This is a genomic window from Cupriavidus sp. 96C5-1, from assembly GCF_057798855.1.
This window is the reverse complement of the sequence record NZ_JBYOJU010000037.1, coordinates 1-17,345: the sequence shown is the minus strand read 5'-3', so window position 1 is coordinate 17,345 and position 17,345 is coordinate 1. Positions and strand designations below refer to the sequence as shown.

Here is a 17,345-nt window from a genome sequence, read left to right as displayed (position 1 = left end):
CATTGGGCTCTGGCGTGATCGGGGATCGGAGAAGGGTCAGGCGGCGCGCAGCTCGCCGCCGGACAGCACCAGCGGGAAGGGGCGCGTGGCATGCCGCAGCACGCCGCCGACGATGGCGGCGCAGACCTGCGGCAGGGCGGGATCGCGGTCGTCGACGATGATGGCGTCGGCACGCAGGCCCGGGCTCAGCGCGCCCCGGTCGCTCATGCCGGCGGCGCGCGCCGGGTTGCGCGAGACCAGATCCCAGGCCGCGGGCAGCGGCAGCACGCCAAGCCGGGCTACCTGGAACGCCGCCTGCAGCGGCGCGGGATAGTAATAGTCGGAGGCCAGCACATCACACAGCCCGGCGGCGATCATTTCGGTGGCGTCGGGTGCGCCGGTGTGGCTGCCGCCGCGGATCACGTTGGGCGCGCCGAATACGGCGTGATTGCGCAGGGCGCGCGCAGCGCGGGCCACGTCGACGGTCAGCGGGAATTCAGCCACCGTGCAGCCATGCTGGTGATAGCGCTGGCGCGTGGCGGCATCGCCATCGTCGTGGGAGGCTACCTGCAGGCCGGCGGCGCGGGCTGCGGCGATCAGCCGGGCCACGGCCGCGGGCACCTCGCCAGCCTGCGTGGCGGCCTGCTCCAGCCGCTGCCGGAAGGTGGCCGTATCGCATTCGGCGCGTTCGGCGTACTGCGCCAGCTTGCGTGCGTCGTGCAGGCGGGTGGCCATCAGTGGCAGGTGGTCGTTGATGGCAAGGAAGCGTACCTTGCCGGCGTTGATCCATGCCAGCGCGGTCTCCAGCCCTGCCAGGTGATGCGCCTCGAAACGCAGGTGCACGTAGTGTCGCGCGCCCAGCGTGCCGCGCATGCGCTCGATGCCGTCGAACATGCGCTGTGCGTAGGCCTCGCCGCGCAGCCCGCCTTCCCACGACAGCGTCACGCCATGAAATTCCGTGGTGATGCCGTGCGCGAGCAACTGGCGGTCGACATCGAACAGCGCGCTGGTGTAAGGGAAACTCACGCCCGGGCGCGGCATGACCGCGCGTTCGAAGGCGTCGCCGTGGATGTCGACGATGCCGGGCAGCACCAGCAGGTCGCCTGCATCGAGCGCAGGACCGGACGCGGCGGCCGGCCCGGCCAGGCAGCCGTCGCGGAACGCGAAGGCGGCCGGCGCAATGCCGCCGGTGGTAAGAACGCGGCGGCCGCTCAGGCCGGCGAGGATGGGGTGGAATGTGTGATTGGAATCCATGCTGGCGACCTTAGCGCGGGCAGATGACAAGCGGATGTCTAGACCAATTGGGTGGTTGGGGTGTTGCCGGATACTGCGTTCTTTATTGCGTTCTCTACTGCGTTCTTGATTACGTGCGAAGGCGAAACTGTAGTGTGTATCCGATGCAGCGCATCGGGCTCGGCATATTACGTTGCCGTCATTCCTGGTCGGTCACGGTCAACTGCACCCAGTCGCCGGCAAACCGTACCACGCTGTATTGCAGCGGCGTGCCGTCCGGATCCACATTGAGTGCTTCCACCTGCAGGATCGGCCGCGTCTTGGGCTGGTTGAGCTGGCGTGCCACCGGTGCGGTCGGCATGGCGGCGGTGATGCGCGACCATTTGCGGGTGTAGTCGGCGATGCCGAAATGGGCGAATGCCTTGGAAATCGACAGGCGCTCCCGCAACTGCGCGTCCATGTCGGGAAAGCGGGTGGCGTCGAAATAATGCTCCGCCACGTCGATGGTGCGGGCTTCGGCCTTGCCCAGCATCTGCACGCGCAGGATCGGCGCGCTGCGCGCCAGGCCCAGGTGTTTGGCGATCTCGGGCGCGCGCAGGGTTTGCGACTCGAGCACCTCGATATGGCCGCGCATGCCCTGGCTGGCCAGGTTCTGGGAAAAACGGGTACGCCGCCCGATGGCGTAGTCGATGGCGTGCTCCTGCACGAAGGTGCCGCGTCCTTGCTCGATACGCACCAGCCCGTTCTGCTCCAGTTCGCCCATGGCGCGGCGGATGGTGTGCCGGTTGACGGCGAACCGGCTGGCCAGCTCGGGCTCGGGCGGCAGCCGCTCGCCCGGGACATAGAGCTTGTTGCGGATGTCGAGCGCCAGGGCTTCGCCGATCTGGCGCCATACTGCGACTCCCGAACCCCGTTCGACTTCCTGTTCCACCATCGCGTCCTGCCTTTTCGTCATCCTGCGTTAATGATTGATGTGCTTCAATGCACGTTTGGATGCGATTGTGCCTCATCCGCGCCGCATCGTGGGTGGGGCAGGACACCCTTGGCGGGCGTCATCAAAGCTTCATCTGCCTGTGTTCTAGTTCGGCCATGGATGGTATTCTACATCTAAACGTATAGACGTATAGGGGATGTAAAATGGATCGAACCGATGCCGATACCGGTGCCGGCATGCAGGACGGCACGGCCGACCGTCATCAGGCAGCGCAGGCAGCCCGCGCCGCCTGGCTGCGCGTGCTGGTACTGGCTGCCCCGGCAGCCCTGGAACAGGCCGTCGGCCGGCTTGGCGCCTTGCCGGCCTATCGCCTGCTGCGCAAGCCGGAATCTGGCATGGCCATGGTGCGTGGACGGGCGGGCGGCACGGGCGCGCAGTTCAACCTCGGCGAGGTCAGCGTGACGCGCTGTGCCGTGACGCTGGACGCCGGCGTGGTCGGCGTCGGCTATGTGCAAGGCCGCGCGCATCGCCAGGCGGAGCAGATCGCCCTGCTGGATGCGCTGCTGCAACTCCCCGAATGGCATCAACGCGTGCACACCGAAGTGGTCGCGCCGCTGGCGCAAGCCCGCGCGGCGAGTGCCAGGCAAGAGGCCGCGGTGGCGGCGCAGACGAAAGTTGAATTTTTTACCATGGTGCGTGGAGAGGACTGAGATGCCAGCCCAATCGATCGCCGCCCCGGCGGCTGGATTCGACAAGACGCCCTCGGGCCATCACGGTGGCGCTGCGCCGATGCTGCTGCCTGGTTTCGAGGATCCCGTGCATGCCGCCCAGCGGACCTTCCGCGCGGCGCTGGACGCCATCTCCCATCCGGGCAGCATTGGCGTGCTGGCAGAAGCCTGCGGCGTGCCGGACGGCTTGTCGCCGGCGCTGAGCGCGCTGCTGCTGACGCTGGTCGATGGCGATACGCCGCTGTGGCTGCCGCCGCAAACGCCCGACGGCGTGCGTGCTTTCCTGCGCTTTCATTGCGGCTGCCCGCTGGTCGCCGAAGTGGGGCAGGCGGCATTCGTGGCAGTGCCGGCCGGCCATGCCGTGCCCGAACTGGCGGCTTGCGCGCAGGGCGATCCGGCCTATCCCGACCGTTCCGCCACGTTGCTGCTCGAAGTGGTATCGCTGACGGGTGGCCCGGCCGTCACGCTGCGCGGCCCCGGCATCGAGAGCCGCGCCACGCTGGCCGTGCAGGGCCTGCCTGCCGGCTTCTGGCCCCAGTGGCATGCCAACCATGCGCGTTTCCCGCTCGGCGTGGACGTGCTGCTGACCAGTGGCGATAGCCTGTGCGCGCTGCCACGCACCACGCAAGTGGAGGATTGATATGTACGTTGCTGTCAAAGGTGGCGAACGCGCCATCCTCAATTCGTACCGCATGCTCGACGACTACCGCCGCGGCGACCGCGCCGTGCCGGAGTTGACGCTGGCGCAGGTGCGCGAGCAGATGCCGCTGGCGGTGTCGCGCGTGATGGCCGAGGGCTCGCTGTACGACCCGCACCTGGCCGCGCTGGCCATCAAGCAGGCGGCCGGCGACCTGATCGAAGCCGTGTTCCTGCTGCGTGCCTATCGCACCACGCTGCCGCGCTTTGGCTATTCTGTCGCGCTCGATACGGGTGCCATGCGGCTGCAGCGCCGGATCTCGTCCACCTTCAAGGATGTGCCGGGCGGGCAGGTGCTGGGCCCCACCTACGATTACACCCAGCGCCTGCTCGATTTCACGCTGGAGGCCGAGCGCGAGAGCGAGCCCCTGGCGCCGGCGGCGGCCACGCTGGATACACGTATGCCCCGCGTGACCGACTTGCTGCGCCAGGAGTCCCTGATCGAGCCCGAGACCGTGCCCGCGCACGATCCGGCGCCGCCCGACCTGACGCGCGAGCCGCTGGCATTGCCGGCCGGCCGGCCGGCGCGGCTGCAGAACCTGGCGCGCGCCGACGAGGGCTTCCTGCTGTCGATGGGGTATTCGACCCAGCGCGGCTATGGCAACTCGCACCCGTTCGCGGCGGAGATCCGCTATGGCGAGGTGGAAGTCGAGCTGTTCGTCGAGGAGCTGGGCTTTGCCGTGACCATCGGGGAGATCGAGGTCACCGAATGCCAGATGGTGAGCCAGTTTGCCGGCAACGCGCAGGAAGGACCGAGCTTTACGCGCGGCTACGGCCTGGTGTTCGGCTATGGCGAGCGCAAGGCCATGTCGATGGCGCTGGCCGACCGTGCCATGCGCGCCGCCGAACTGGGCGAAGCCGCCGACGCCCCGGCCAACGACGTGGAGTTCATGCTTTACCACAGCGACAATGTGGAGGCCTCCGGCTTCGTGCAACACCTGAAGCTGCCGCACTACGTGGATTTCCAGACCAATCTCGAACTGCTGCGCCGGCTGCGCGCCGAGCGCGAACCAGGCGAGCCCGCCCGGGCGCCTGCGGCGCCGGCGGACAGCATCGCCGCGCCCCAGGCGCAGGAGGCCATCGCATCATGAATGAAGGCAATGCCAACGTGCGCGACGAACACTACAACTTCGGCTATCTGGACGAGTCCACCAAGCGCATGCTGCGCCGCGCGCTGCTCAAGGCGGTGGCGATTCCCGGCTACCAGGTGCCCTTCGGCAGCCGGGAAATGCCGCTGCCCTATGGCTGGGGCACCGGGGGCATCCAGGTGACCGCCTCCATCATCGGCAGCGACGACGTGCTCAAGGTGATCGACCAGGGCTCGGACGACACCACCAATGCCATCAATATCCGGCGCTTCTTTGGCCGCGTCACGGGCGTGCGGACCACCGAGCGCACCGCCGCCGCCACCATCGTGCAGACCCGCCACCGGATCCCGGAAACGCCGCTGGCGCCAGGGCAGATCATGGTGTTCCAGGTACCCATCCCGGAGCCGCTGCGCTGGCTGGAGCCGAGCGAGACCGAGACCCGCACCATGCACGCGCTGGCGGAATACGGCGCGATGCATGTCAAGCTGTACGAGGACATCGCCCGCCATGGACGGATCGCCACCACCTACGATTACCCGGTCATGGTCAACCAGCGCTACATGATGCGGCCGTCTCCCATCCCCAAGTTCGATAACCCCAAGCTGGACCACAGCCCGGCGCTGATGCTGTTCGGCGCGGGGCGCGAAAAGCGCGTCTACGCCGTGCCGCCCTATACCAGCGTCAAGAGCCTGGATTTCGACGATCATCCGTTTGCCGTCGAGACGTGGTCGGGCTGCTGCGAGCTGTGCGGCGCCACCGACAGCTATCTGGACGAGATCATCACCGACGACGCGGGCGGGCGCATGTTCGTCTGCTCGGACACCGAGTACTGCGCCACCCGGCAGGAGCAGGGCATGCGCGGCCCGAACGAAGCGAACCAGGGCGGCGGCAGCGCGCTCGCCAGTGCAGGGAAGGAGGCAGCATGAGCCGCAACGACGAGCCGCTGTTGTGCGTGCGCGGCCTGACCCGCACCTGGGATGGCGTACACGGCTGCCACGATGTCAGCTTCGACCTCTTTGCCGGCGAAGTGCTGTGCGTGGTGGGAGAGTCCGGATCCGGCAAGAGCACCTTGCTGCAGGCGGTGTCCTGGCAGGCCGCGCCCGAGTCCGGCAGCGTCCGCTACGACACCCGCGAGCACGGCCTGGTGGACCTTGCCTCGCTGTCCGACGCCAGGCTGCGCCTGCTGGCGCGGACCGACTGGGGCTTCGTGCGCCAGAACGCGCGCGACGGCCTGCGCATGCGCGTCAGTGCCGGCGCCAATATCGCCGAGCGCCTGATGGCGGTGGGCGGGCGCCACTATGGAGAACTGCGCGCCGTGGCCGGGGCATGGATGGAGAAAATGGAACTCGACCTGGCGCGCCTCGACGACGCGCCCACGAGCTTCTCGGGCGGCATGCAGCAGCGCCTGCAGATCGCCCGCAACCTGGTGACGCATCCACGCCTGGTGTTCATGGACGAGCCCACCGCCTCGCTCGACGTCTCGGTGCAGGCCCGCCTGCTGGACCTGTTGCGGCGGCTGGTGGCGGACCTGGGCCTGGCCGCCATCATCGTGACCCACGACCTTGCCGTGGCGCGCCTGCTGGCGCACCGCACCCTGGTGATGCAAGGCGGGCGGGTGGTGGAAAGCGGCCTGACCGACCAGATTCTTGACGACCCGCAACATCCATACACCCAGTTGCTGGTGTCTTCCATCCTGCAGAGCTGAACATGACGCAAGATCTCACCGGTATCCAAGATACCCAGGACACCCGGGACTTCCAGTCCGATCCCCGCCGGATCCAGGTGCGCGGCCTGGGCAAGACCTTCATCCTGCATAACCAGGGCGGCACGCGCCTGCCGGTGCTGCGGGCCATCGATTTCGATGCTTCCGCCGGCGAATGCCTGGTGCTTGCGGGCAGTTCCGGCGCGGGCAAGAGCACGCTGCTGCGCTGCCTCTATGGCAACTACCTGGCCACCGAAGGCAGCATCCGCATCCGCGACGACAAGGGCTGGGTGGGCCTGACCCGCGCGCCGGAGCAGCGCATCCTGCAATTGCGGCGCGAGGTGATCGGCTATGTCAGCCAGTTCCTGCACGTGATCCCGCGTGTGAGCACGCTCGATGTGGTGGCCGAGCCGTTGCAGCAGCGTGGCGCCGGCGCCGGCGAGGCGCGCGAGCGCGCCGCGGTGCTGCTGGCGCGGCTGCAGGTGCCGGGCCGGCTGTGGAACCTGCCGCCGGCGACTTTCTCGGGCGGCGAGCAGCAACGCGTCAATATTGCGCGCGGACTGATCGGTGGCCACCCGGTGCTGCTGCTCGACGAGCCTACTGCATCGCTCGATGCGGACAACCGTGCCGTGGTGGTCGGACTGATTCGCGAGGCGCTGGCCGAGGGCCGTTGCCTGGTCGGCATCTTTCATGACGAAGCGGTGCGCGAAGCCGTGGCCACCAGGCTGCTGCCCCTGCATCCACCGGCGGCGGATGCCGCTTGCGCCGCCAGGCTCGCCGCGGTCGCGGGCTGAGCTTCCTTCATTCCTGTCGCTAACCGTACCCGGAACCGACCATGCTTCCTGCCTACCTGACCCATGCGCGGATCGTCCTGCCCGACGGCGTCTTGCCTGATAGCGCCTTGCTGATCGAGGACGGCCGCATCGCGGCCATCGAGCCCGCCGCTGCCGCCGTGCCGCGCGCTGCCCAGGTGATCGACCTGCGCGGCCAGACCTTGCTGCCGGGTCTGATCGACCTGCATTGCGATGCCATCGAGAAAGAAGCCGAGCCGCGCTCGCGGGTGATGTTCCCGCTCGACTTCGCCGTGGCGCAGGTCGACCGCCGCAACGCCGCGGCCGGCATTACCACCCCTTACCATGCGGTATCGTTCGCCGGCCACGAGTTTGGCGTGCGCAACTACGACACAGCCGGCGACCTCGTGCGCACCGTTACCGCCTTCCGCGACCACAGCCTGGTGGACAACCGCATCCATTGCCGTTTCGAGGTCACCGATGCCAGTGCGCTGCCGGTGCTGGAGCGCTTGATGGCGGCCGGCCTGGTGGACCTGGTTTCCGTGATGGATCATTCGCCCGGCCAGGGCCAGTTCAAGACGCTCGATGCGTACCTGGCCTATATGATGGGAAATCACGCCATGACCCGCGACGAGGCCAAGGCCGCCGCGGATAGGAAACTGTTGGATAAGGAGGGCGCGCCGCAACGGGTGGAGCACTTGCTTGCCCTGGCCGCACGGCTTGGCATCCCGGCCGCCAGCCATGACGACGATTCGCCCCGGCGCATCGCCGCCATGCACGCGCTGGGCGTGCGCATGAGCGAGTTCCCGATCAACCTGGAAACCGCGCGGGCCGCTGCCGCGAAGGCATTGCCGACCATCCTCGGCGCGCCCAACGTGCTGCGCGGCGAGAGCCAGAGCGGCTCCATGCGCGCCATCGACGCCATCCGCGCTGGCGTGGCGGACTGCCTCTGCTCGGACTACCAGCCCGCCACGCTGATCGCCGCGGCGTTTGCCGCCGAGCGCCTGGCCGGCCTGAGCCTGCCGCGGGCGGCCGCGCTGGTCAGCGCCAACCCGGCGGCGGCCTGCGGGCTGTCGGATCGTGGCCGCATAGCGGCGGGGCTGCGCGCCGACCTGGTTGCGGTCGCCATGGTGGCTGGCCAGCCCTTGGTGACGCATACCTGGTCGGCGGGCCGGCTGGTGTTTGCCGCACGCTATCCGGTGGGCGCCGTGGGCTCGGACAGCGCGGACCTAGAGCGGATGCCGGCGCCTGGGCGGGAAGGCCGCGAAGCCGCATGAGCATGGACGCCGACCCCATATCGGGCGCGTCGCCGCCCCCGGGCCGCGTGGTCGCGGTGAGCCTGAGTGCCACGCACTCGTTCAGCAAGCCCAACGTGCCTGTCATCCGCCTGCTTGCCGGGCTCGGCGTGGCGGGCGATGCCCATCTCGGCGAGACTGTCCGCCACCGCTCGCGCGTGGCGGTGGACCCGAGCCAGCCGAACCTGCGGCAGGTTCACCTGATCGCGGTCGAACTGCTCGGCATGCTGCAGGCTGCCGCGCATGCGGTAGCGCCCGGCGCGCTGGGGGAGAACGTCACCACGCAGGGTATCGACCTGCTGGCGCTGCCGGCGGGCAGCCGCTTGCAACTGGGCGAGACCGCGGTGGTCGAGGTGACCGGGCTGCGCAATCCCTGCGCGCAGATCGAGCACTTCCAGCCGGGGCTGCTCGCGCAGGTCCTCGGGCGGGATGGCGAAGGCAGGCTGGTGCGCAAGGCCGGCATCATGGGCGTCGTTCTGGCTGGCGGCCCGGTGAGGGCGGGGGATGCGATCAGCGTGACGCTGCCACCGCTGCCGCACAGGAAACTGGAGCGGGTTTGAGCGGGCAGGCGCGGCGCGCCTGCGGCTAACGGTGGGCCGGGCGGGACTCGGTGCGAAGGGGGGCGTGCCAGTCCCCGGGAATGTCAGGGACGACCTCGCACTCGCCGCGTACGATCAGTTCCACCGTCGCGCATACGCCTCTCACGCCGCGCGGGCCGACGCAGACCAGGCTGCGGGGGTGCTCCGAATGATTGGGAATGGCGTACACACGCATCCCCTCCTGATACAGGGGATGGGCAGGCAGTCTGGCGTTCAGTATCTCGACAAAACGCAAGGGGCTCACAATCGGCTTTTCCATCGCGCTCTCCCATGGAGCGTGGGGGCGGTTACCGGCAAGGTCCGGATGGCCCGTTGGTGCTTGCTTGGCGGCCGGATAGTAAAAGAGATGCCGGCCAGATCATCAGCGCAAAACCAGGAATGTGGCCCGGGAGCCGCGGCGGGGATGGAATGCGGCTCGATAGCCGCTCAGAGCGGGGTTCGATGCCAGGGGACCACAGGATAAGGTTAGGTGATCTGGCGGCGGGTGCAAGCTGGCTCGCCATATGAAACGCGTTGCGCGACGAAGCCGGTACTTCCGCAACTTAGGCGGCCCACCGCGCTGTCCACCGCGCGCGCCGGCATGGCCACGGCTTCACTCGTTCTCTGTGGCGCAATGGGCGCAACAGGCATGATTGGCGGCGCCGGACGAGTGCGGTGGCCGATGCCGGGCGGCGCGGCTGAGGTATATTCCACGGTTTACCGTATCGGGTACCCCGCCGCAGGTGCGCCGCGCCTGCCAGGCCCGGCTCCCCGCGCCAACGCGCCCACTACCGAATTGCCGACCGCATGAACGTCACGCCAAGCCCTGCCACCGAGATTGCCGGCTCCATCGCGGCATTGCGCACGCATTACGATGCCGTCATCCTTCCGCTCTGGACCGGTCCGGGCTGGAACGCCGCGATGCGGCTGCCCTACGAGGCCTTGTCCGGCATCGATAACGGGCCATTGCCCGTGAAGCGCTATCGCGCCATGGCGTGCGCGCGCCAGCTCTATATTTTCTCGCAGTGCGAAGGCAGCGGCGCGGCGGCCCATGCCGCGCAGCTGTTCGAGTCGCTGCGCACGCGCTTCGCCGACCTTGCGCACGGCGGCTTTGTCTACAGCATCGACGCGCAGGGACAGCCGCTCGATACCGCCAAGGACCTGTACACGCATGCCTTCGTAGTGTTCGCCTGTGCGGCGTACCTAAAGCGCTCGGGCCTGCCGCAGGCGCGCGCCTTGCTGGACGGCACGACGCGGTTGATCGAGCAGCGCTTCGCTGCAGCTAGCGGCGGGCTCTACCATGCCGCGCTGGCGCAAGACTTCAGTGCAGGCGATGGTGCGCCGCTGCAGAACCCGATCATGCACCTGACCGAAGCCTACCTTGCGGCCTACGAGGTCACACGGGAACATGCCTACGCCAAACGGCTGGAGGGCATCGCGTCCGCTGTACTGGCGGGTTTCGTCGATCCGGCTACCGGCTGTATCGCCGAGTTGCCCCTGGGCTGCGACGGCAACCGCATCGAACCCGGGCATCAGTTCGAATGGTTCTCGCTGCTGTCCACGGCCCCGGCATTGTTCGACGGCTCGCCGCTGGCGCAGGCGCTGGCGCGCGCATTCGAATTCGCCTTGCGGCACGGGGTCGATACCGCCACCATGGGCGTTGCCGCGGCATTGAACCTCGATGGCTCGCCGCGCGATCCGGCGCAGCGGATCTGGGCGCAGACCGAATTCGCGCGGGCCCTTGCGGTGCGCGGCGATGGCTTTGCGCTGGCGCACCTGCAGGCCTGGCTGCGTGCGTTCCCCGCACGTTTTCTTCATGCGCGCGGCTGGCATGAATGCTTGTCGCCGGCCGGTGCCGTTGCGCGCGGCGAACTGCCGTCGACCACCCCGTACCACCTTGCAACCGCTTACCAGGCGCTGGCCGAAGCCACGGCAGATTAATCCGCCGCGGGGATGAGCAGGCGGTCGAACTCGTTGCGGACGATGCGGTAGGACTCGCCGGAAAAGCCCTCCAGCCCGGCCCGGTCGATCACGGTGATATGTCCGCGGCTGTGCCGGATGAGGTGAAGCTCTTCCAGCCTGCCCACGGCCTCGGTGACACCCTCGCGGCGCACCCCGAGCATGTCGGCAATGGTTTGCTGGGTGACATCGAGTTCATTGCAGGGCGAGCGGTCCAGCGCCAGCAGCAGCCAGCGGCACAGCTGCGTGGTCAGGGAATGATGGCGAATGCAGACCGCGGTCTGGGACACCTGCGTGAGCAGCGCCTGCATATAGAGCAGAGCCATGCGCTGCAAGGTGGGCAACTCGGGGTAGAGCGTGCGCAGATCGCCCGCGGCGATGCGAAAGCCGTACCCGCTCCGGCGCACCTCGATGCGATTCGGCATGGTTTCGCCGCCGGTCAGCGCGGGCAGGCCCACCAGCCCCTCGTTGCCGACCGAGGCCAGCTCCACGGTGGCGCCGCTTTCCTGCAGCGACATCATCGAGATCACCGCCGTGCTCGGGAAATACAGGTGCCGGATGCGCTGGCCGGAATCGCTCAGCAGCTGTCCCGCGCGCAGGTTCACGCTGTTCACATGCGGAGTCAGCAGGCGGCGCTCCCGCGCCGGCAAGGCGCCCAGCAGATGATTGCCGGACAGATCCTGTTCGATATCGATCATCCCCGTGTTTCCCCGAAGCTAGAGGTTGCGGCAACCGATCCGGCTGTTCGGCTTTTCTCTGTGCGCTGTGCCACGCAGCCGGGCTTGCCCCGTAACCGTATTTAGCGGCATGCGTGCGTTTGCCGACAGTGGCCGGAGGTTGGAGATCGTCACCGTATTGGGCGGATATGCTTTCGGCTGGACTCATACTTTTGATGGGGGAAGGCTTAGGCACTTTGTGAGCGGCCGACCGCCGGCGGCCGTCCGACGCAAACGGCACTTTCCCGGGTGGGACCAGGGTGTGTCCGGCGCCGGAAGCGGTGGTCGGATGCGCCGGGTGCAAAAAGCGTGAAAAAAACCTGTAAGTTCCCGCGGCCGCTGGCGACGAATGGGCTCATTCACCCAGTTGGAGATTGCCATGTACCCGAAGCTCGCCCAATCGCTGTTTGCCGCCGCCGCCATTGCCGCTGCCGTGTTTTCCCCGAGCGGCGCCCATGCCGCCGGCCCGACCGCCGGAGACACCGCCATACCTTACGCGCAGGCCACGCAGAATCCCGTGCGCGACGTGTTCGCCGCGGGCGCGCGTGCCGGGAAGTTCGATGCCTTCACCGATGGCGCGCGCATTGCCGGTCTGGATCGCACCGGCGTTTCCGCCGATCCGGCGCGCAGCATCGATCCGTTCGTGGACGGCGCCCGCGTGCGCCTGCCCGACCCCTATACCGATGGCGCACAGAAGCTGGCCGGCATGGATACCCGTGGCGTTTCCGCTCCGCCGGCCCACAGCTTCAACCCGTACCAGGACGGTGCCAATGCTTGAGCGGGATAGGCGGCGCGCGCGGGCCGGCTACTCGTCCAGCCAGGACCCGCGCAGATCGCTCTTTTGCAACAGTTGCAGCAACGTTTCGGCGGGCCGGCTCAGGCGGCCCGCGCGCAGCGAGATGAACTCGACTTCCGGTAGCGCCGGCAGGCTGGCGCTATTGGCCGGCGGCGCGAGGCCGCGCCCGGAAAGGTATTGCGCGCGCACGGTAATGCCCAGGCCGCCGCGCGCCGCGGCGATGCAGCCGGAATGACTGCTGCTGGTGCAGACGATCTGCCAGCGCATGCCGGCCTTGGCGAGCGTATCCAGCACGATGGCCCGCGTGACGCTGGGCTCGGGCACCAGGATCAGCGGCAGGGGCTGCCTGAGATCGGCCACCGTGCCGGGCCGCGCGAGCCACTCCAGCTTGCCCCTGAACAGGGGAGAGCCGCGCCGGTCGCCTTCGCGGCGCTTGCCGATCATCAGGTCCAGGGCACCGGCATCCATCAGCTCGTAGAGCTTGCCGGTCATGCCGATGGTGATTTCCAGTTCCACGTCCGGATGCGAGTTGCGGAACGCGGCCAGTACATTGGGTAGCGGACCCAGCGCCAGGTCGTCCGATGTGCCCAGCCGCACGCGGCCCTGCAGGCGCGGCGCATGGAACTGGGATTCCGCGCGGGCGATGGCTTCCAGGATCAGCCGCGCGTGCGCCAGCAGGGCCTCGCCGTCGGCCGTCATGGTCAGCGTATGGGTATCGCGCACAAACAGCCGGCGGCCCACGTGCTGTTCCAGGCGCCGGATATGGTCGCTGACACTGGACTGGGACAGGCCAAGCTGGCGCCCCGCGTCGGTGAAGCTGTGGGCGGCGGCAACGGTGGCGAAGGTCTTGATCCAGACGGGGTTGAGCATGCCGCATTGTCATCGGATTATCCGATCACAGTCAATATACCCAGCAGGGTTCCCGATTGGCGCGGCAGTCATTAACATCGAAAGCATTGCGGTATCGCGTCTTGCCGGATCCCGCCCCCGCGATTCGCTCCGGCTACCGCGCCGGCTACCGCCGGTCTTTGCCTCGAGATGTGCCAGATGACAAGCCAATCCTCACACAAAGCCATGCTGTGGATCGTCGCAGCGGGCTTTTTCATGCAAACGCTGGACACCACCATCGTCAACACCGCGTTGCCCGCGATGGCGCGCAGCCTCAACGAAACGCCCCTCGACATGAAACCGGTGGTGGTGGCCTACACGCTGACCATGGCCATGCTCACGCCGGCTTCAGGCTGGCTGGCGGATCGCTTCGGTACCCGTCGGGTCTACTTCGCCGCCATCCTGGTGTTCGTGCTGGGCTCGCTGTTTTGTGCTGGCGCGCAAAGCCTCGACCAACTCGTGATCGCGCGCGTGATCCAGGGCGTCGGCGGTTCGATGCTGCTGCCCATCGGGCGGCTGGCGGTGCTGCGCAGCGTCTCCGGCGAGCAATACATCGCGGCGCTTGCCTTTGTCTCTGTGGCGGGGCAGGTCGGCCCCATCTTCGGTCCGGTGCTGGGGGGCTGGATCGTGCAGACCGTGGCCTGGCACTGGATCTTCCTGATCAACGTGCCGGTGGGCGCGATCGGGCTGCTGGCCGTGTTGCGCTACCTGCCCGACAATACCGTTGGCCGCGCGCCGCCGTTCGACTTCATCGGCTGCGGTCTGCTGTCGCTCTGCATGGTGGCGTTCTCGCTGGCGCTGGACACGCCGCACGAAGCCAGCCACGCGGCATGGAGCGGCAGCCTGTTCGCGCTGAGCCTGCTGTCCGCGCTGCTCTATATCCCGCACGCGCGGCGCCGGCGGGAACCGCTGTTCAGGCTGGCGCTGTTCCGCGAGCCCAATTTCAGCATCGGCCTGGCGGGCAACCTGGTCTGTCGCATCGGTTCCGGCGCGGTGCCGTTCCTGATGCCCTTGCTGATGCAATTGCAGCTCGGCTATACGCCGCTGCATTCCGGCCTGATGCTGCTGCCGGCCGCGCTGGCCGGCGTGGTGGCCAAGCGCTGGATCGTACCGCTGGTCAAGCGCTATGGCTACGACAACTTCCTGCTGGTCAACACCGTCCTGGTAGGCGGCTCGATCGCATCGTTCGCGGCGATCTCCCCGGGCTGGCCGCTGGCTTTGTCGATCGCGCAGCTGGCCTTGTTCGGCGCCACCAACTCCATGCAGTTCGCGGCCATGAACAGCGTGACGCTGAAAGGCCTGAGCGTGGAAGATGCCGGCAGCGGCAACAGCTTGTTCTCGATGGTGCAGATGCTGGCGATCGGCCTCGGGGTGACCATCGGCGGCGGTCTGGTCAGCCTGTTCACCGCGCAGCTCGGCGTTGCCGGCACGGCTTACCGGCTGGCGTTCTTCAGCGTCGGTACGATTACGCTGCTATCGGCCGTGGTGTTCCGCCGGCTGGATGTCGAGCAGCTCGACAAGGGCCGCAGCGTGGCCGGCGTGGCCAGCCGCTGAGCCTGCGGCCGGGGGCTTTACTCCGTCACGCCGTTTTCGCGCAGCAGCCGTTCGCACTCGTCGAGCAGGTCATGCGCAAAGGCCGACTGGTAGTTGGGGTCGAGCGCTTCCATCATTTCGTGGGCGGTGTACAGGCCCGCCTCGCGCGACAGCGTGCCGGCGAGCTGGCGGGCAAACTCGTCGCTCAACCGGGACAGCAGGCGCCGCTCGGCCAGCGCAAGCTGCAGCCTGGAGCGCGACAGCCATAGCCCCGCCAGCGTGGCGCCCTGGGCATCGGTCATCCACTGGCGGTGCTCGTAGTACGCCGACAAGCGCTCTGCGGCAAGGGCGAACAGCAGCGCCTTGCGGGTATCGAAGTTGATCCTGGGGATGGGTGCGGCCGGGGCCGATGTGTCGGGAGGCGAGGTTTTCATGATGGCTTGCAACAAATGCGGAGGGCGCGAGCCTAACATGCCAAGGCTCGGCCAGGCCTGAGATGGCCGTGAATGGCCATCGCAGGCCCCCTGGCATCAGGACGGGACTGCCGCCGCGAAGCGCGCTTTCAGCCATGCGCCGATTGCCGCGATCTCTTCCATGCAGACCGAATGCGGCATGCGATAGGTATGCCAATCGACCTTGCAGCCGTGCTGCAGCAGGGTGTCGCGGGCCAGCATGCCCAACTGTACGGGTACCACGTCGTCCTCGCTTCCGTGCGCGGCGAAGATCGGCGTGGCGCGGTTGGCTTCGCTGAGCTCGGCGGCCAGCAAGGCCGGCGCGGGGATATAGGTGGAGAGGGCGACGATGCCGCCCAGGGGTTCCGGATGCGTGAGGCCAGTGGTATAGGCTATGGCGCCGCCCTGCGAGAAGCCGGCCAGCACCACGCGATGGCTGGGCACGCCGCGCTGGTTCTCGCGGGCGATCAGTGCCCGGACCGCATCGCGCGAGACGCGGATGCCGGCTTCGTCGGCGTGCCGGCGGGCGTCGTCCAGCGATTGGATGTCATACCATGCCGGCATCACGTAGCCACCGTTGCAGGTGACGGGAATGGCCGGCGCATGGGGAAACACGAAGCGCACGCCTGGCGAAGGCGCCAGGCCGAGTTCCGGCACCACGGGTACGAAATCGCTGCCATCCGCGCCCAGCCCGTGCATCCAGATGACCGACCACGTCGGCGATGGCGCGCTTTCGATTTCGATGGCGGGCAGCAGTTCTTTCATGTCGGTTTCCTGTTGGGCCCCTGGCCGGGCGGGCGGCATCGCGAGTCCGGGCGCCAGAGCGCGGCGGATGCGATGTTCCGGATGGCGGCGCGGCCGGTGCGGGACAGTGGTCGGGTATGGGTTCGAGAGATAGGGGGCGCGGCGTTGCCACGCAAGACGGCCAGTATCGCACAGCACCAGCGCGACGCCGCCACGCGCGCCCATGCGGGACGCTTGCCAAGGGCAGGGCGCGACCAGGCAAGGCAGTGCGCGAGCGCATGCCGCATGCCGCCGGGCGCGCGGCAATGCCGCGGCAGCGTCGCCGTCCGGGACGCAGGCGCACGGGCGCCTTGCCGGCGTGCCGGCAAGGTCGATACGGTTCAGGCTGCGGAAGGTACGACGGGTACTGTGATAAGTCCCGGCGACGAGCGCGGCGCCTGCGCGGGTTCCGCGCTGGCCGGGGCCCGCCGCTTGTCCACCACTTGCTCGACGCCAGTGGCGGACACGTCTTCGAGGAACGCTACCAGATCGCGGTAATAGTCGACCTGCATCTGTGCTTCAAGCAGGCGGCGCTCGGCCTGGAACAGCGTGAGCCGCATCTGCTGCAATTCCCTTTCTGCGATTTTCTCGGGGGTTGGTGGACTGAACATGTTTGCAAGCAAACGCATGGCATACCTCCCGCTGTCGACGGCTTCGAATTGAAACTCTGCCACGTCTCAATCATAGTAAAGAAATGCACATTTCTTGCTGTGTCGCATGCTGTCCACAGGGTTGATTGCCGGCACGCGGCGGGAGTAGTAGATTTGTCGTCTGGCTTGTTGGTGGCCTTTTGGTCTTGTTGCATGTTGCCCGGTGCTCCTTAAAGGTGGAGTGGTGTCGGGCTCTTGGGCTTGGGTGGGTTGAGACAAGTCTGCAGGGCCTAAAGGCGAAGTGGTGTCGGGCCCTCGGGCACATGTAGGTGTCACTTTTCTTTACTCGTAAAGAAAAGTAACCAAAAGAAAGCGATCCTTGCAGGAGGCTGGCTTATCGGGCTTGGTTGCATTGCGGATTCGTGGTGGGCGCGGCGGTTCTAATAAACTGCTGGCGCTACCGGCACGAACGGCATTGCCGCTGCGAATGACGGTGGTTTCATTGTATGACCCCTGAATGACGAACTCGCTTGCCCATTCAGGCATCTGCCGTTACCAGTTTATATGGCCACTCGATCATGAGCGGCATTGGATTCGTCGTGGG

At 67.5% G+C, this 17,345-nt stretch carries 19 protein-coding genes; 11 read left to right on the top strand and 8 right to left on the bottom strand.

Translation table 11 applies throughout. The features are described 5' to 3' along the window. Window positions 1-36 precede the first annotated feature (36 nt). The gene (locus AC3FOF_RS31615; protein ID WP_276267477.1) at window positions 37-1,233 is read right to left on the bottom strand and encodes an alpha-D-ribose 1-methylphosphonate 5-triphosphate diphosphatase; all 1,197 of its coding nucleotides are present in this window, start codon (window positions 1,231-1,233) and stop codon (window positions 37-39) included. Window positions 1,234-1,411: 178 nt separating this feature from the next. Continuing rightward, window positions 1,412-2,146, bottom strand: a complete 735-nt coding sequence (gene phnF / locus AC3FOF_RS31610) for a phosphonate metabolism transcriptional regulator PhnF (protein ID WP_017225742.1) — start codon at window positions 2,144-2,146, stop codon at window positions 1,412-1,414. 236 nt (window positions 2,147-2,382) lie between these two features. On the opposite strand from phnF, the gene phnG reads away from it, so the two are divergent. From phnG to AC3FOF_RS31565, 9 genes are all read left to right on the top strand, one after another. After that, window positions 2,383-2,856, top strand: a complete 474-nt coding sequence (phnG, locus tag AC3FOF_RS31605) for a phosphonate C-P lyase system protein PhnG (protein WP_035809195.1) — start codon at window positions 2,383-2,385, stop codon at window positions 2,854-2,856. A gap of 79 nt (window positions 2,857-2,935) precedes the next feature. Beyond that, entirely contained in the window at window positions 2,936-3,514 is a 579-nt protein-coding gene (gene phnH, locus AC3FOF_RS31600) for a phosphonate C-P lyase system protein PhnH (RefSeq protein ID WP_488728866.1), read from the top strand. Between the two features lies 1 nt (window position 3,515). Continuing rightward, on the top strand, window positions 3,516-4,661 hold the full coding sequence (locus tag AC3FOF_RS31595) for a carbon-phosphorus lyase complex subunit (RefSeq protein WP_488728823.1): 1,146 nt from the start codon (window positions 3,516-3,518) through the stop codon (window positions 4,659-4,661). Next, window positions 4,658-5,584 carry an alpha-D-ribose 1-methylphosphonate 5-phosphate C-P-lyase PhnJ gene (locus tag AC3FOF_RS31590; protein WP_017224478.1) on the top strand — a complete coding sequence of 309 codons (927 nt, stop codon included), beginning with the start codon at window positions 4,658-4,660 and terminating at the stop codon, window positions 5,582-5,584. The genes AC3FOF_RS31595 and AC3FOF_RS31590 overlap by 4 nt, the downstream gene beginning before the upstream one ends. Next, window positions 5,581-6,363, top strand: coding sequence for a phosphonate C-P lyase system protein PhnK (gene phnK, locus AC3FOF_RS31585; protein WP_488728822.1), 783 nt, complete (start codon window positions 5,581-5,583; stop codon window positions 6,361-6,363). The genes AC3FOF_RS31590 and phnK overlap by 4 nt, the downstream gene beginning before the upstream one ends. 2 nt (window positions 6,364-6,365) lie before the next feature. After that, on the top strand, window positions 6,366-7,154 hold the full coding sequence (gene phnL / locus AC3FOF_RS31580; protein ID WP_488728821.1) for a phosphonate C-P lyase system protein PhnL: 789 nt from the start codon (window positions 6,366-6,368) through the stop codon (window positions 7,152-7,154). 41 nt (window positions 7,155-7,195) lie between these two features. Then, window positions 7,196-8,428, top strand: a complete 1,233-nt coding sequence (locus tag AC3FOF_RS31575) for an alpha-D-ribose 1-methylphosphonate 5-triphosphate diphosphatase (RefSeq protein WP_488728820.1) — start codon at window positions 7,196-7,198, stop codon at window positions 8,426-8,428. Next, entirely contained in the window at window positions 8,425-9,006 is a 582-nt protein-coding gene (locus tag AC3FOF_RS31570; protein ID WP_488728819.1) for an MOSC domain-containing protein, read from the top strand. Before AC3FOF_RS31575 ends, AC3FOF_RS31570 begins: the two co-directional genes overlap by 4 nt. Before the next feature lie 825 nt (window positions 9,007-9,831). Beyond that, entirely contained in the window at window positions 9,832-10,965 is a 1,134-nt protein-coding gene (locus tag AC3FOF_RS31565; protein WP_488728818.1) for an AGE family epimerase/isomerase, read from the top strand. Here the strand turns inward: AC3FOF_RS31565 and AC3FOF_RS31560 are convergent. After that, window positions 10,962-11,681 (bottom strand): Crp/Fnr family transcriptional regulator, encoded by a 720-nt coding sequence (locus tag AC3FOF_RS31560; protein ID WP_017227011.1) that lies wholly within the window; start codon window positions 11,679-11,681, stop codon window positions 10,962-10,964. The genes AC3FOF_RS31565 and AC3FOF_RS31560 overlap by 4 nt on opposite strands. 397 nt (window positions 11,682-12,078) lie before the next feature. Between AC3FOF_RS31560 and AC3FOF_RS31555 the strand changes: the two genes are divergently transcribed. Then, on the top strand, window positions 12,079-12,477 hold the full coding sequence (locus tag AC3FOF_RS31555) for a hypothetical protein (RefSeq protein ID WP_035811859.1): 399 nt from the start codon (window positions 12,079-12,081) through the stop codon (window positions 12,475-12,477). 27 nt (window positions 12,478-12,504) lie between these two features. Here AC3FOF_RS31555 and AC3FOF_RS31550 read toward each other — a convergent pair whose 3' ends face one another. Further along, window positions 12,505-13,365, bottom strand: a complete 861-nt coding sequence (locus tag AC3FOF_RS31550; RefSeq protein WP_488728817.1) for a LysR family transcriptional regulator — start codon at window positions 13,363-13,365, stop codon at window positions 12,505-12,507. 177 nt (window positions 13,366-13,542) lie between these two features. On the opposite strand from AC3FOF_RS31550, the gene mdtD reads away from it, so the two are divergent. After that, window positions 13,543-14,937 (top strand): multidrug transporter subunit MdtD, encoded by a 1,395-nt coding sequence (mdtD, locus tag AC3FOF_RS31545; protein WP_488728816.1) that lies wholly within the window; start codon window positions 13,543-13,545, stop codon window positions 14,935-14,937. Window positions 14,938-14,954: 17 nt separating this feature from the next. Here the strand turns inward: mdtD and AC3FOF_RS31540 are convergent, their stop codons facing one another. The 4 genes from AC3FOF_RS31540 to AC3FOF_RS31525 form a co-directional block, all read right to left on the bottom strand. Then, window positions 14,955-15,350 (bottom strand): hypothetical protein, encoded by a 396-nt coding sequence (locus AC3FOF_RS31540; protein WP_017227007.1) that lies wholly within the window; start codon window positions 15,348-15,350, stop codon window positions 14,955-14,957. A 96-nt stretch (window positions 15,351-15,446) separates the two neighbouring features. Further along, a complete protein-coding gene (locus AC3FOF_RS31535; RefSeq protein ID WP_488728815.1) occupies window positions 15,447-16,133 on the bottom strand; it encodes an alpha/beta hydrolase in 687 nt (228 codons plus the stop codon). 359 nt (window positions 16,134-16,492) lie between these two features. Continuing rightward, window positions 16,493-16,780, bottom strand: coding sequence for a hypothetical protein (locus AC3FOF_RS31530; protein ID WP_035811853.1), 288 nt, complete (start codon window positions 16,778-16,780; stop codon window positions 16,493-16,495). Window positions 16,781-17,083: 303 nt separating this feature from the next. Then, the gene (locus AC3FOF_RS31525; RefSeq protein WP_488728814.1) at window positions 17,084-17,287 is read right to left on the bottom strand and encodes a hypothetical protein; all 204 of its coding nucleotides are present in this window, start codon (window positions 17,285-17,287) and stop codon (window positions 17,084-17,086) included. Window positions 17,288-17,345: the final 58 nt, after the last annotated feature.

What these genes read in the sequence shown, in the direction of transcription:
- AC3FOF_RS31615 (WP_276267477.1), bottom strand. Translation starts at nt 1,233, where the DNA reads ATGGATTCCAATCACACATTCCACCCCATCCTCGCCGGCCTGAGCGGC.
- phnF (WP_017225742.1), bottom strand. Translation starts at nt 2,146, where the DNA reads ATGGTGGAACAGGAAGTCGAACGGGGTTCGGGAGTCGCAGTATGGCGC.
- phnG (WP_035809195.1), top strand. Translation starts at nt 2,383, where the DNA reads ATGCAGGACGGCACGGCCGACCGTCATCAGGCAGCGCAGGCAGCCCGC.
- phnH (WP_488728866.1), top strand. Translation starts at nt 2,936, where the DNA reads ATGCTGCTGCCTGGTTTCGAGGATCCCGTGCATGCCGCCCAGCGGACC.
- AC3FOF_RS31595 (WP_488728823.1), top strand. Translation starts at nt 3,516, where the DNA reads ATGTACGTTGCTGTCAAAGGTGGCGAACGCGCCATCCTCAATTCGTAC.
- AC3FOF_RS31590 (WP_017224478.1), top strand. Translation starts at nt 4,658, where the DNA reads ATGAATGAAGGCAATGCCAACGTGCGCGACGAACACTACAACTTCGGC.
- phnK (WP_488728822.1), top strand. Translation starts at nt 5,581, where the DNA reads ATGAGCCGCAACGACGAGCCGCTGTTGTGCGTGCGCGGCCTGACCCGC.
- phnL (WP_488728821.1), top strand. Translation starts at nt 6,366, where the DNA reads ATGACGCAAGATCTCACCGGTATCCAAGATACCCAGGACACCCGGGAC.
- AC3FOF_RS31575 (WP_488728820.1), top strand. Translation starts at nt 7,196, where the DNA reads ATGCTTCCTGCCTACCTGACCCATGCGCGGATCGTCCTGCCCGACGGC.
- AC3FOF_RS31570 (WP_488728819.1), top strand. Translation starts at nt 8,425, where the DNA reads ATGAGCATGGACGCCGACCCCATATCGGGCGCGTCGCCGCCCCCGGGC.
- AC3FOF_RS31565 (WP_488728818.1), top strand. Translation starts at nt 9,832, where the DNA reads ATGAACGTCACGCCAAGCCCTGCCACCGAGATTGCCGGCTCCATCGCG.
- AC3FOF_RS31560 (WP_017227011.1), bottom strand. Translation starts at nt 11,681, where the DNA reads ATGATCGATATCGAACAGGATCTGTCCGGCAATCATCTGCTGGGCGCC.
- AC3FOF_RS31555 (WP_035811859.1), top strand. Translation starts at nt 12,079, where the DNA reads ATGTACCCGAAGCTCGCCCAATCGCTGTTTGCCGCCGCCGCCATTGCC.
- AC3FOF_RS31550 (WP_488728817.1), bottom strand. Translation starts at nt 13,365, where the DNA reads ATGCTCAACCCCGTCTGGATCAAGACCTTCGCCACCGTTGCCGCCGCC.
- mdtD (WP_488728816.1), top strand. Translation starts at nt 13,543, where the DNA reads ATGACAAGCCAATCCTCACACAAAGCCATGCTGTGGATCGTCGCAGCG.
- AC3FOF_RS31540 (WP_017227007.1), bottom strand. Translation starts at nt 15,350, where the DNA reads ATGAAAACCTCGCCTCCCGACACATCGGCCCCGGCCGCACCCATCCCC.
- AC3FOF_RS31535 (WP_488728815.1), bottom strand. Translation starts at nt 16,133, where the DNA reads ATGAAAGAACTGCTGCCCGCCATCGAAATCGAAAGCGCGCCATCGCCG.
- AC3FOF_RS31530 (WP_035811853.1), bottom strand. Translation starts at nt 16,780, where the DNA reads ATGCGTTTGCTTGCAAACATGTTCAGTCCACCAACCCCCGAGAAAATC.
- AC3FOF_RS31525 (WP_488728814.1), bottom strand. Translation starts at nt 17,287, where the DNA reads ATGCCTGAATGGGCAAGCGAGTTCGTCATTCAGGGGTCATACAATGAA.